Below are 13,211 nucleotides of genomic sequence, written 5' to 3'. Positions count from 1 at the left end.
GCCTGCTCCATTCACTGCGTGAAGATCACCCGCGGCAGTCGCGCGTTTCGGGTCACATGCTCGCCATCGGCCGACACGGCCGCCCACGGGATAACTTCGATCATGCCCTCATCCACCACGGCGCTGAAGGAGTCGCTGCCCAATTGCAGATAGGCCACCAATTCGGCCAGTCCCTGCTGCAAAGGCTGGGTGGCCACCAGTTCTCTCAGGGTAATCTGCGCCTTGTCTTGCAAGGCGTGACGGATGTGGCGGGTCAGCCGAGCCTTGTCCACCACCACCTGATCGAACAGAGCCGACGGGTCGATATCCTCTTCGCCCGCCTGCAAGGCCAAGCTGGCGATGACTGGCTTCACCGTCGGGGTGAACAGCGGGCGTTCCATCGCGAGCTCGATGTCGGCGCAGGATTCGGCCAACTCCATCACGTTGCCGGCCGGCGGCATCTCCCGCAGCGCTAGCGCCTTGCTCTCGATGCCGTGCAGGATATCCATGATGCGGCGGTTCTCCAGCCAGGCCTGGTCGTCGAGAAAGCGCCGCAATTGCTGCGACAAAGCTGCCACGGTACGTTGGGTGTGCTCGCCGGCCTCCATCCAGTCGTAGTGCACGCGGCGCGTACGGGCATCGGGCTTCAGATCGGCCACGACGGGCAAGGCCAACACCCGGTCCAGCAATTCGGTCAACTCCTCCTGGCGACGGCTGGACAGCAGGAAATCCCAGAAGGCGCGGAAGCTCTTGCCCTGGTCGGAGTCGACGATCGCGTCGCGCTCGCCCATGATCTCTTCGAGCAGTTCTCCCTTGCTGCCTTCCCATAATGCGATGCGCTCGCGGACGCGCCGGTCGAGCTGGCGGAAGTTGTGCTCCACCTCGCGAAAATCGGTGAGCAACTCCCGCGCCCCCTGCATGAATTGCTGGAAGCGGTCCTTCAGCGCCGTGTCGTCCAGCAGCGGCATTTCGCCCGCCAGCACCCGCGCGATCTCGGCATCAATCTCATCGCGCCTCTTACGCAGTTCGGCGATGCGCTTGACCGGGTCGGCCTCGCTGCCTTCGCTCATCTGCTTGATCAGGTCGAACAGGGTCAGCAACCGGGATTCGGTGCCGACGAACTGCCGCTCGGACAATTGCGCCAACCAGGCGATGGCCTTCTCAGTCGACGGCGTCAAATCGAACTGCGCCTCGTCGGTACCCGGCTTGTAGAACTTCCGCAGCCAGCCCTTGTCGGGCGCCGCCCAGTCGTTCAGGTACTCCAGCGCCGGCTTCGGGAATGCCGCCTCTCCCAGTTGTAGGCGCAGGGCATACAGCTCGTCCTCCAGCGCCTCGGCCAGATCGGCCGAGGCCATCACCCGCACATTGGGCACCACAAACACCCGGCGCAGAAAGCTCGCCAGCAGCGGCGCATGATCCGAACGGAGCAACCGCCACGCGGGGTGGTGGGTGCGCAAGGCGTCGAGGGTGGCGAAATCAAGCGTCATTGCAGCAGTGGCTCAATGCTATCCCAGCGCTTGTCTTTAACCATCACGAAACGGCAGCGTCCCTCGGACAGATTGGCCCACAGGCCGCCGATCAAGCGGTCATCCTCGGCCGAATTCCAGCGGTCCGCCCCCTTGTACTCGACGGCGAGGATAGGTCCGGGTTCGCCTTCCGCACCCGGCAACTGGCAGAGGAAATCCGGATAGAAACGACCGTCGGCCTTTTGCAGGAAGAACGAGCTGCCTTCACGCCGTACAAGGTTGCGTACCCAAAACTGGATACGGCCTTGCTGGGCTTGGATATCCAGCCAGCAGGCACACTCGAACTCCTCCTTGCTGTCGAAGTCGCCCATGCGCCCGTAGAAGTGCTTGCGGAAATCGAAATGTCCGAATCGCCTGTCGTAGTCGCGGCTGGGCGCATAGGCTTGGGCGTGAAACTCGAAAGCGTAATGATCGGTCACGGCCACGCGTGATGCGGCGTAATCCGCAAAAAGAGCCTGCTGGAACGCCTGGCCGACCGCCTGATTACGCAGCTCCCGGATGCGCGCCTCCATCAAATTGCGGATCAGGAACTTCTGCAGGTTGGCGCGGGCCAACGTGTAGCCCTCCCGGCGCAGCAGCTCGGTCAGCCAAGCCGCCACGAAAGCTTGCTTGCTGGCATGGGTCAGCGAAGGCTCGGGCAGGTTGCGGCACAGCCAGGCGGCCAAACGCACTTCATCCCAATTTTCCGGCTGATAGACGAGACCAAGATCGCGCTGCAATTCCGGCAGAAAGCGGGAAATGACCTTGCCGCTGCCGTCGATGTCGATTTCACCGCCTTCGGAAACTTTCAGCGCGGCACCGAGAGCCGTCAGGTCATCGGCCGTTGGCGCTGCATCGTAGAACGACAAGTCCCAGGGATACTCCAGCACCTCCGGGTCATCGAACAATTGCAGCTCGCCCTGAACGCGCAACGCCAGTTGCGGCACGCGGAACCGCTCCCCCAACTCAGCCGGCGTCTGGAAAAATTCAATGGCCGTGGTGCGGCTGACTTCTGCCGCCTCCACTATGGCCGCCGCAGCCGTTTCGGAGCTGACCGATGCCTTGAGGACTTCGGCTTCATCCTCGGTCAGTGGCGTGCTGATTGTCAGCGTGTTGAGCTTGCCGTCCCAGCTAACCTTGTCGCGCACCGGCTTGGGCACGCTCTTCAGATCGGGCTTTTCCGACAAGGTAATCGCTACCGGCCGAACGACGACACGCCCAGCGTGGCCATCCAGATCCAGCCGCGCTTGCTCGGCCTTGGCGGCGGTAACGAATTCGGTCACCTCGCGCCTCTCGAAGCCGGCACCCGCCACCAGGCGGTCACGCAAGGCCGCTGCGGTTTCGGCAAAGTTACGCGACACCACGAAGGCATAGGACTGGTTCAATGCCTTGGCCTGCCGATGGCTGGCGCCCGGTTGCCGAAGCACGCGCCCAAGCAACTGTTCCACCGCGGTGGCCGAATGCAGCGAGGCCATGCTCACCAGGACGTAAGCGAAGGGGCAATCCCAGCCTTCGGCTAATGCTTTTTGGGTGATGACGAACTTCACTGGGCAGGCCGGGTCGGCGATGCCCGGCTTGTAGTTGGCGTCAATCTGCTCCAGTCCTTTTTCCTCGCCGGTGGCCACCACGATCTCGCTGGCCGGAACACCGTGGTTGGTGATCAGCTCGTGGCGCACCTTCTCAAAATCCAGGGTCTCCACCCCCGCGCGGCGCGGTTCCGACTGAATCAGCACCAGCGGCCGCAGATAAGCCGCGCCAGCCCGGCGTTCCTCGTCCGCCAGCTTATGCAGGGCATCACGGCGGCCGATGGCATCGGCCAGGCACTGCTGCCAGTTCGGCTCGGTTTCCAGCACCACCGGCAGCTTGATCATTTCCTCCGCTTTCAGCTCGGCGGCGGAGACGCTGTGCAGCACGTTGCTGGGCGTGCGCTCCAGATCGGGCGTGGCGGTCAACTCCATCACGCCGCTGGGCCTGAAGCGCGCCAGCATGTCGAACGCCAGTTCCGTACGGCTGTTGTGCGCCTCGTCGACGATCACGAACGGACGGCGCAGGCGCAGCACATTGGCCAGCGAATAGGGTGTGGTGCGCTCCGCACCTTCGCCCTCGCTCAGCAATTCATCGTGCTGGGTGGGTGAGAGCTTGTCGAAGTGATGCATCAGTGCACCGCTGGACTGGTACACCTTGCGGCATTCCTCTTCCTCCACCTGAAATGCCTGCCGCGTGGCCACGATGATGGTGGTCGACGTGTCCAGCGTGGCGCGCGTCACGCTCTTGGCTTCTTCCAGATCCATCACGTTGACGGGGCCAGCCTCGCGCAGAGCGGCGTGGTAGGGGTGGGTTCGATCCTTCAGGGTCTTGAGCGTCTGTTCACGGATAGGCTTGCTGGGCACCAGCCACAGGATCACGCTGTGCTCGCAGCGTAACAGATGCGTATTGACCAGGGCCACGCTCTTCGCCGCCAGCCAGGTCTTGCCGCCGCCGGTGGGCACGCGCAAGCAAAAATACGGCATGTCGGTCGGAAAGCCAGACAGCGGGTTGTACGGGTTGCCGCGTCCCCACAGCCGTTCAGTGGTCGTAGTGAAGGCAATCGAAGGCGATGGCAATTCGTGACAGGCTTGGAAATACGCCTCGACGCTTTCGAGGACTTGGGATTGGTAGGTTTTGGGCGAGAAGGAAACCGTCATGGGCTGATACGCTCGATCCAATAATCCGGCGCCCGATGCGAATGAGCCGCGGCGATGATGTAAATCCGGTCGGATTCCACCGAATTAAGAAGCTTGTAGGGAAAACGGCTCAAAATATATCGCCGAATATCGCCCCTCTCCACCGGACAGGCCAAGGGCCAGGTTCGCAGACGCACCAATGCCTGCTTTACCTCCTCCCGAAATCGAGCACCCAGGCCAGGTACTTGCCGCTCGTAGAAACGCTCGCCCTCCTCGAACTCGGCCTTCGCCTCTGGAGAAAACTCCACGCGCATCAATTAAAAATCCCCGAAAATGTCTTCCGCCGGAACTCCCTTCGCTTCTCCGGCGCGATAAGCGGCAAGACGCCGCTCCGCCTCTTCGATCCAGATGCGATCGATTTCCGGATCGGGGCGATCCAGGCTATGCAGCACCCGGTCTATCAATTCAAAACGCTCTTCTGGAGCGAGTTTCAGCGCGGAATTGATGATTTCTTCGGTACTCATGAGTCATCTCGCTTATTGTCTGCTTTACTCCGGCCACACCGTAACAAAATACCGCTCACGACAATATCCATTCCCCCCGTTCTCGAATGGCGGCATGCATCGCGTCCGGCGCGAGATCGATTTCACCGGGCCAAGACACAAAGCCATCCACCACCCGAGCGGACTTGAAAAATTCCGGATCTTTCAAGCGCTCGAACACCCCATATAAGTGGGAGGGCAACATCCGAACCCGTCCGGTCAATCCATCGGCGAACGTGACGGTGAATTCGAGATGTCCAATCAACTGCACATCGACCACATCGGAGTTCATAGGCATTACTCCTCTTCTTCTCTATTCCAAGGGCCTGATCCGGTTCGGATGCTGGTGTCCTTGACACAGGTCCCAGTCCTCCAGTAACTCTGCCTGATGTAATTCGGCCCAATCCAACACCAGTTCCAATGCGCGGCGCGGCAGCCGGCCTTCGACGATGGTTAACGCGCGAATGTCGATGGTAGCCTTGTATTCGCCATATTGGGCATGGAAGTGCGGAGGCGCATGTTCGTCGAAAAACATGCGGATGATGATGCCGTAAAACTGGCTAACGATAGGCATGTCACACCTCCAAGGCGTACGGCGTCTGCTTGAAAGCGATGTTTTCCCGCGCAGCCCGTGCGCCCATGCGGTTCGCGGCGGCGTAGATCACCTTGGGGCCATCGAACCGGGGCAATAGCTCGTACACCGGGCCGGTCAGCACGTTGCCGCCAGCGGGCGATTTGTCCTTGAGGATGCCGTTGTAGAGCAGATAGATGGCGCGGCCTTCGTGGATGCCTAACAAGGGGGACAAAGAGCCCTCACCCCACCCCCTCTCCCAGAGGGCGAGGGGCTCTTGGCGCCCTTCTCCCTCTGGGAGAAGGGCGGGGGATGAGGGCATAAATCCCGTGCCGGTTTCGGCGAACCAGACGAATTCGGCCAGTTGGGCGTAGCTCACATCGGGGCGTATCTGGCCGTCGGCGGTGAACAAGGGCTCGGCGGACAGGCGGCAAAACTGAAAGCCGCCGCCCAGGCCTTCGACCCGATTTTTCTCCCTCTCCCCCTGGGAGAGGGCCGGGGTGAGGGCGCCTTTGGCATAACCCTGCACCGCCCGCCGAACGCGCTCCGCGGTCACGTTGCGGGCGATGTTTTCGTCCATCTCCACCAGGATGAAGCGGCGGCCGCCGCCGTCCTCGGCGTTCTGTTTGAGCACCGCGTGGCCGGTGGTACCGGAACCGGCGAAGCTGTCGAGGATCAACGAATCCTTATCGGTGGCAATTTGCAGGATGCGCTGGATCAGGCGGGTGGGTTTTGGGGTGATGAAGACATCGCCCGACGTGTCAAATTCCAGAATTTCCAAGAGTTCTTTCTTACCCTCTTGCGTGTGCCCGGCCTCGTCATACATCCATAAAGTCTGAGGCACCACTCCTTGCTTCACCTCTGAGATAAAACGCTTTACCGCAGGATTGTTGTTTCCATCCACCCCCCACCAAATACGATTATCCGCGTCGAGCGCACGGAACTTTTCTTCCGAATAAACCCAATAGCGCCCCTTCGGTGGTCCTGAAATAGCCCTTCCGGACGGACAGGTTATGGTGTATAGCCCCTTACTGTAGAAGTTTCGAGCTGACATCCCATCGGCTCGCCATGGTCCTCGCGGATCGTTGTCCGGATTTTTATACGCTTTATCTTGTTTCTCTCCCCGATTAACTAGATTCGGTTTCCAACGCTCGGCATTGGTCGCGTACACCACTATAAAGTCATGGTCCTCGGAGAAGTGCTTAGCCGAATTCTTTGGTGCGTACACCTTCTGCCATAACACCGTGGCAACGAAATTTTTCGCCCCAAAAATCTCATCCATCAACAACCGTAGCGTCGCCACCTCGTTGTCGTCGATGGAAACAAAAATCGCCCCGTCCTCCCGCAGGAACTGCCTCAGCAGCACCAGCCGCGGATACATCATGCACAGCCAGCGGTCGTGGCGGTCCAGGGTCTCACCTTCCTTGCCCACCACTTCGCCCAGCCAACGACGAATCTCGGGACTATTGACGTTGTCGTTGTAGACCCAGCCCTCGTTGCCGGTGTTGTACGGCGGGTCGATGTAGATGCATTTCACCTGCCCCGCGTAACGCGGCAGCAGCGCCTTGAGCGCGTGCAGATTGTCGCCCTGCACGATGAGGTTGCCGCTGGCCATCCCCGCCGACAGCTCTCCCGTGGGGCGTGGGGGGCAAGACAGCTCAGGCACCGGCTCCAGCAGTCTGAAAGGTACGGCACTATGGTGTTTGACGACGGCTTCCTTGCCGATCCAGTTCAATGTGGGCATTCAGGCCGTCCCTCTACTTGCGAGGCGATGCACTGGGGGCATCACCGTGTTTTTCTTCATCCGCGCCACCCGCGCGCACCCAATCATCGACCTCGGATACCTGGAACTTCCACAGCCGACCCAGGCGGTGCGCGGGCAGACCCTTGCGGTCGATCCAGCGATAGATCGAGTCGCGTGTCACGCCCAGATGCTCGGCAATCTGGTCGACAGATACCCACGGTTCAGTCATAGCGACGCTCCGGCATCGGTTGTTCAAATCGCATAAAGTCGGTTTCAATCGCAAAAATCGCAATTTATCAGGTTGCCGCACGCCGGGCGAGTGCTCGATGCTCCGAGCATCACCATTCGCTTGGCTTCGGGCTGGATCAACGCCGGAATAAGGTAGTGGTGCGGCCGATAGTCAGGTCGATGACCCCGGCAAGGCAGCCGCGCAGCACGGATGGCCAGAACCCCGCGCCACGCGAGAATTTCAGGCAAGAAAAAGGGCCCGGAGACTATCCGAGCCCTTGTGATTGGTGGACCGAATGAGGATCGAACTCACGACCTCCGCATTGCGAACGCGGCGCTCTCCCAGCTGAGCTATCGGCCCAATATGGGGCAAATTATACGGGTATGAGCAACATTTCAAGCGGCGCAGCGGCGACCCCACTTTCCTTCGTCTAGGAACCGCCGCAAACTCATGGCTCGCCGGCAGTGCCGTGCGCAAACTCCGGCTGCCGCCGCGTACCCCCACATCGCTACCCAGTAGAATCCTTGACCCCCATACGCCGATATCGATACCTCGTAATTACCGGTTTATCGCTGCTGCTCGCAGGCCTGGCGACCCGATACTACCTGCCGTTGGCGGTAGAAACCGGGCTGTTGCGCTGGGCGGAACAAACGGGCTTGGGCTCTCCCCGGCTGAAGCTGAAATCGGTAGGCTGGAGCGAAGCGAGGCTGGAGCACGCGGGCTTCACTCTGTCTTCCGCGCTGGGTCCCGCCGAAATGGAATTCGACGATATGCGGGTGGATTACTCCCTCGCGCGTCTCGAACTGGTCGGCATGAACATCGTTCGGGCCCACGTGCGCCTGAGCTATCGCGACCAGGCTGCGATCGGACCGGCGAATTCCGGCCCGCTGATTTTCCCGTTCGAGCACGGTTCCATCGAACAACTGGTCTGGGAGGTTGACTCCCCCTGGGGCCGCGCCGAATTCTCCGGACGCGCGGAAGCCTTGCGCGACGATCACGGGCGGACAAGCCTGACGATGGACGGCCCCGAACAGGCAATCCGGGCGACCCTGCTGCCCGACCGCTTCCAAGCCAGCCTGGCCGGGCACTCCGGCCCGGTGCTGCTGACACTGGAATACGCCGCGCAGGCGGACGGCGGATTCCGCTTCGAACTGGACGCCGAAGATAGCGGCCGCCTGCTGGAAAATCTCGGCTCGATCATTCCTCCGCTCGAGCGGCCGTCGGCCGGCGCATCCGGGCAGATTGCCGACGCCCTACGGGGAGCTTCCCTGCATATCCAGTCCGACAAAAGTGGCGGCAACACGCATATCGACGGACGGCTCCTCCGCGACCATCAGGTGCTCGCGGACATCTCGCTCGAGCGCCCGAAGACGGGTGCCATGCGGGCCGAAGGGAACATCGACCTGCCCGCGCGGGCACTGTTCGATCTGGCTTCGCACTGGCTGCCCGACGGCTGGCGACCCGATGGCGGCCAAGCGCGGGGCCGCATGCACTGGCAAGCCGCTGCGGGAGACAGCTGGAGCGGCAGCGGCCAACTGGTCATTTCTGGCCTGGCCTTATCCAACGACGCGCTCCGTCTCGGCGATGCCGAACTGGCCATCCAGTCCGCGCAAATCAACGAACGGGGGGCCCTGTTGAACGCCACCCTGTCCCATTTCGGCAAAGCCGTCGCCTGGGCGGACATACGCCTTCCCCGCCGGGGAGCGATGGAAGTCGACGCGCTCGCCTCGGTTTCCGCAGCGGAGTTGCTCGATATGGCCGCACCCGCCATGCCCGAGCCGTACCGCAGCTGGCGGGCCGAACGCGGGCGGGCGCGCGGCTCCGCGCTGCTCCGGTGGCGGCCCGGCGACCTGCAAGGCAAGGCCGAGATCGCGCTGGAAGATATTTCGCTGGCGATGAAAAACGCGCGCCTGGAAAACGCCTGGGCCGAGTTGAAGCTGGACGACCTGGCCGATCGCAGCGGGCGAGTCGTCGCGGAAGCGGCCAGCTTGCGCCTGTCGCCCACCCTGGCCGCCACGCGCTTGCGAACCGAAGCGACATTCGTCCCGAATCGGGTCGACATCGCCGGCATGAGCTTGAACCTGTTCGGCGGCCGGGTGGAACTCGTCCCGACCGTACTCTTGCTGGACGGCGGACCGGTACAGACTTCCATCCGCATCGCGGGGCTCGACCTCGCCCGCCTGCTGCAAAGTCTGAATCAGAAGGGGCTCGCGGGCAGCGGAACCGTGGCCGGCGAGCTTCCCATCGTGTTGACGATCCGCCCACCGAGTCTGGAAATCCACGACGGCAGGCTCGAAGCAACACAGGGAGGCTTGCTTAAATATCGGCATTCCCTGCCCGCGGGTGACAACATCGCCTTCCAGGCACTCCGCCACCTGCTGTACGATAAGCTCACGGCCAGGCTGAACTATCTCGCCAACGGCGACTATGGCCTGAACCTGCGCATGGAAGGGCATAACCCGGGCCTGCTCAATGCCCATCCCCTGGCGCTGAATTTGAACCTCAAGGGACATTTGCCAGCCCTGCTCAGGGAGAGCCTGCTTACCGGCGATTTCGATCACCCGGTGCTGGAATGGGTGCAGACCCAGAAACTCGAACAATCGCAAACCCGCCCCAACCCCGTGCCGCCACCGGCGGCGAGGAAAAAACGATGACCAGGCCAGCAGCTTTCGCCGGCGCCATGCTATCCACCCTAATCCTGTCAGGCGGATGCACGCCCTCCGTCAAGGTCGAAGCACCCGACAAGCCCATCGAAATCACGATGAACGTCAAGATCGAGCACGAGATCCGGCTCAGGATCGAAAAAGACGTGGAAGAACTGATTACGACCAAGAAAGGCTTGTTTTAAGGAGACATGGCCATGGACAAGCATCTGCATTTCATACTGGCCGCGGCCTTGACGGGTTTCCTGACTCTCGCGGCGACTCCCCTGTCGGCCGCCGACCTGTCCCAGGCGAAGGCGCAGGGCTGGGTGGGCGAACAACTCGACGGCTATCTGGGCCTGGTCAACGCCAATGCGCCGCCGGACGTAAAATCCCTGGTCGACAGCATCAACAGCCAACGCCATGCCGAATACGAGCGGATCGCGCGGAAAAACGGCGTCAGTCCAAGCGAAGTCGGACGACTCACCGCACAGAAAGTCATCGGGCAAACCCCGGCCGGACAATACGTGCAAACGCCGTCCGGCTGGAGCAAGCGTTAGACGAATGCCGACGCCCGAGCACGACGACCCATGACGAAGAATCTGAGCTCGAAACTGGCCCTGGCGGCCTCGCTGATGTGCGCGTACAAGCTGCCACAGGCGGCGCCGGCCGAGTTCGTCTACGAATACGCGGGCGAGAAATTCCCCTACACCGTTTCGGAGTCCGGGGAGAACCATACCTTCGAGTTCTCGCGCAATCCGGGCCGCGAACCCGGCCGCCTGAATGCGGCCCAGCACGTATTCAAAACCGTGTACGGCGACGACACGATCGCACCGAAGTACAGCGAATTCTTCATGAAGGAAACCGCTCGCTGCTTCGCTTTCGACGGCCGCTTCTACACCTACCGGGTCTGCATCCTCCCCAACGATTATTCTCCGGACAAGCAGGACCGGTTCTGGGGCTTCGTCAACCGACTTCCCAACACCGGGTGGTTTCTCACCTACAACGCCCTGCCCGCCGGCCTGGTGGGAATCGCCCTTTATTATTTCGTCTTCCGCGAAAAGCGCCCTGCCGCCTAGCGAGGTCGGGACACCTCGCCCTCGCGCCGAGCACATACCCCACGCGAGGCGGAGCAGGCATAATCAGTGCCTATCGATCACTCCTCACGCAAGAATTCCGTACCCGACATGAATAGACGACATCCCTGGTTCCGGCTCGCATTCTGGGCGCTGGTAGCGCTGCTCGGCGCGGGTGCCTTGGGCGGCATCGCGCTGCAGCGCGGCGAAACCGTCAACAGCTTATGGTTCGTCGTCGCGGCGGCCTGTGTGTATGCCCTGGGCTACCGCTTCTACAGCGCCTTTCTGGCGGCCAGAGTTCTGCTGCTGGACGCCGGCCGCGCCACGCCGGCCGAGCGTTTCAACGACGGGCGCGATTTCGTGCCGACCAATCGCTGGGTGGTATTCGGCCATCATTTCGCTGCCATCGCCGGCCCCGGCCCACTGATAGGCCCGACCCTCGCCGCGCAGTTCGGCTATCTGCCGGGCACACTGTGGATCCTGGTCGGCGCGGTGCTGGGAGGTTGCGTGCAGGACTTCGTCATCCTGTTCTTTTCCATCCGCCGCGACGGCCGCTCACTGGGCCAGATGGCGCGCGACGAACTGGGCGCGATCGGCGGTGCGGCGGCGATGCTGGGGGTGATGGCCATCATGATCATCCTGATCGCGGTACTGGGGCTGGTGGTGGTCAACGCGATGAAACACAGCCCCTGGGGCACCTCCACTGTGGCGGCCACCATCCCCATCGCGGTGCTGGTCGGGCTGTACATGCGCAGCATCCGGCCCGGCCGGGTGATCGAGGCCACGGCCATAGGCGTGAGCCTGCTGCTGCTGGCGGTGGCCGGCGGCGGCTGGATCGACGGCAATGAGAGCCTGCGTGGATGGTTCGACTTCGACGGCCCGGCCCTGGCGCTGATGGTCATCGCCTACGGATTCGCCGCCGCCGTGCTGCCGGTCTGGCTGCTGCTGGCCCCGCGCGACTATCTGTCCACCTTCATGAAGCTGGGCACTATCTTCGGGCTGGCGGTGGCCATCCTCATCCTGCACCCCGAGGTGAAGATGCCCGCGCTGACCCGCTTCATCGACGGCACCGGCCCCATCTTCGGCGGCAAGCTCTTCCCCTTCGTCTTCATCACCATCGCCTGCGGGGCAATCTCCGGCTTCCATTCGCTGATTTCCTCGGGTACCACCCCCAAGCTGCTGGCCAACGAGGCTGACGCGCGGCTCATCGGCTACGGCGCGATGACCATGGAATCCTTCGTCGCCATCATGGCCATGGTCGCCGCCACGGTGCTGGAACCCGGCGTTTATTTCGCCATCAACAGCCCGGCCGGCCTGGTCGGCAGCGAAGCCGCGGACGCCGTCGCCAAGATTTCCGCCTGGGGCTTCCCGGTGACGGTGGAGCAGATGTCGGACCTGGCCCGTGCGATGGGCGAGACCACCCTGTTCGCCCGCACCGGCGGCGCGCCTTCTCTGGCCGTGGGCATGGCCAGCTTGTTCGCCTCGGCCTTCGGCCAGAGCCTGCTGTCGCTGTGGTACCACTTCGCCATCATGTTCGAGGCCTTGTTCATCCTCACCACCCTGGACGCCGGCACCCGCGTCGCCCGCTTCATGCTGCAGGACGCCTTGGGCAATTTCGTCCCGGCGCTCGGCCGCACGAGCTGGATGCCCGGCGTGTGGCTCACGTCCGGTCTGGTGGTCGCAGGCTGGGGTTATTTCCTCTACACGGGCGTGATCGATCCGCTGGGGGGCATCAACAGCCTGTGGCCCCTGTTCGGCATCGCCAACCAGTTGCTGGCGGCCATCGCGCTGTGCGTGGCGACCACCATCCTGGTGAAATCCGGCAAGGCGCGGTATTCCTGGGTGACCGGGCTGCCGCTGGCCTGGCTCATCACCGTCACCACCTCGGCCGCCTGGGAAAAGCTGTTCAGCCCGGAACTGCGCATCGGATTCTTGGCCCACGCCAACGACTTGTCAGCGAAACTGCTCGCCGGTCGGCTGCTGCCCGAGGCCGCCAAACAGGCGCCGCAACTGATCTTCAACGATTATCTGGACGCCGCACTCACCGCCATATTCCTGGGACTGACCTGGGTGCTGGTGCTGGATACGCTGCGGGTGATCTACTGCGTGCTGGCAGGCAAGCCGCATCTGCCTTCCAGCGAATCGCCGCACGAGCCCAGCCGGCTGGTGGAAAACTGGGTGAGGGATTGACGCCCGGAGACTTTTCAGGGGCCAGGGACGGCGCTGAACCAAGTGTTGAGCAATATCGCGATGAAATTTT

The 13,211-nt window shown here is 62.4% G+C and carries 13 protein-coding genes and 1 tRNA gene; 5 read left to right on the top strand and 9 right to left on the bottom strand.

Annotated elements, in window-relative coordinates; all coding sequences use genetic code 11:
- Positions 1-11: 11 nt before the first annotated feature.
- The 9 genes from JWZ97_RS18865 to JWZ97_RS18825 form a co-directional block, all read right to left on the bottom strand.
- A complete protein-coding gene (locus tag JWZ97_RS18865; RefSeq protein WP_205432283.1) occupies positions 12-1,466 on the bottom strand; it encodes a DUF3375 domain-containing protein in 1,455 nt (484 codons plus the stop codon).
- Entirely contained in the window at positions 1,463-4,168 is a 2,706-nt protein-coding gene (locus tag JWZ97_RS18860; RefSeq protein WP_205432281.1) for a DEAD/DEAH box helicase, read from the bottom strand. The genes JWZ97_RS18865 and JWZ97_RS18860 overlap by 4 nt, the downstream gene beginning before the upstream one ends.
- Positions 4,165-4,461 carry a type II toxin-antitoxin system RelE/ParE family toxin gene (locus tag JWZ97_RS18855; RefSeq protein ID WP_205432279.1) on the bottom strand — a complete coding sequence of 99 codons (297 nt, stop codon included), beginning with the start codon at positions 4,459-4,461 and terminating at the stop codon, positions 4,165-4,167. The genes JWZ97_RS18860 and JWZ97_RS18855 overlap by 4 nt, the downstream gene beginning before the upstream one ends.
- Before the next feature lie 3 nt (positions 4,462-4,464).
- Positions 4,465-4,671, bottom strand: coding sequence for an addiction module protein (locus JWZ97_RS18850; protein ID WP_205432270.1), 207 nt, complete (start codon positions 4,669-4,671; stop codon positions 4,465-4,467).
- 55 nt (positions 4,672-4,726) lie between these two features.
- On the bottom strand, positions 4,727-4,981 hold the full coding sequence (locus JWZ97_RS18845) for a DUF2442 domain-containing protein (protein ID WP_205432268.1): 255 nt from the start codon (positions 4,979-4,981) through the stop codon (positions 4,727-4,729).
- Between the two features lie 21 nt (positions 4,982-5,002).
- Positions 5,003-5,263, bottom strand: coding sequence for a DUF4160 domain-containing protein (locus tag JWZ97_RS18840; RefSeq protein ID WP_205432266.1), 261 nt, complete (start codon positions 5,261-5,263; stop codon positions 5,003-5,005).
- A gap of 1 nt (position 5,264) precedes the next feature.
- Complete coding sequence (locus tag JWZ97_RS18835; protein WP_205432264.1) at positions 5,265-7,004, bottom strand: site-specific DNA-methyltransferase; 1,740 nt, start codon at positions 7,002-7,004, stop codon at positions 5,265-5,267.
- 13 nt (positions 7,005-7,017) lie between these two features.
- A complete protein-coding gene (locus tag JWZ97_RS18830; RefSeq protein WP_205432262.1) occupies positions 7,018-7,233 on the bottom strand; it encodes a helix-turn-helix domain-containing protein in 216 nt (71 codons plus the stop codon).
- Between the two features lie 284 nt (positions 7,234-7,517).
- Positions 7,518-7,593: transfer RNA gene (locus tag JWZ97_RS18825), tRNA-Ala, on the bottom strand.
- Between the two features lie 164 nt (positions 7,594-7,757).
- Between JWZ97_RS18825 and JWZ97_RS18820 the strand changes: the two genes are divergently transcribed.
- From JWZ97_RS18820 to JWZ97_RS18800, 5 genes are all read left to right on the top strand, one after another.
- The gene (locus tag JWZ97_RS18820) at positions 7,758-9,887 is read left to right on the top strand and encodes a YdbH domain-containing protein (RefSeq protein ID WP_205432261.1); all 2,130 of its coding nucleotides are present in this window, start codon (positions 7,758-7,760) and stop codon (positions 9,885-9,887) included.
- Complete coding sequence (locus JWZ97_RS18815; protein ID WP_205432258.1) at positions 9,884-10,081, top strand: YnbE family lipoprotein; 198 nt, start codon at positions 9,884-9,886, stop codon at positions 10,079-10,081. The genes JWZ97_RS18820 and JWZ97_RS18815 overlap by 4 nt, the downstream gene beginning before the upstream one ends.
- 12 nt (positions 10,082-10,093) lie before the next feature.
- On the top strand, positions 10,094-10,435 hold the full coding sequence (locus tag JWZ97_RS18810) for a YdbL family protein (protein ID WP_205432257.1): 342 nt from the start codon (positions 10,094-10,096) through the stop codon (positions 10,433-10,435).
- Between the two features lie 30 nt (positions 10,436-10,465).
- On the top strand, positions 10,466-10,954 hold the full coding sequence (locus JWZ97_RS18805) for a hypothetical protein (protein ID WP_205432255.1): 489 nt from the start codon (positions 10,466-10,468) through the stop codon (positions 10,952-10,954).
- 108 nt (positions 10,955-11,062) lie between these two features.
- Positions 11,063-13,141: a carbon starvation CstA family protein gene (locus tag JWZ97_RS18800; protein WP_205432253.1), complete on the top strand. Its 2,079-nt coding sequence runs from the start codon at positions 11,063-11,065 to the stop codon at positions 13,139-13,141.
- The last annotated feature ends 70 nt before the right edge of the window (positions 13,142-13,211 follow it).

This window comes from Methylococcus sp. EFPC2 (genome assembly GCF_016925495.1).
Classification (GTDB): domain Bacteria; phylum Pseudomonadota; class Gammaproteobacteria; order Methylococcales; family Methylococcaceae; genus EFPC2.
The sequence above is the reverse complement of the archived record's forward strand: the minus strand, read 5'-3'. Positions and strand labels throughout refer to the sequence as shown.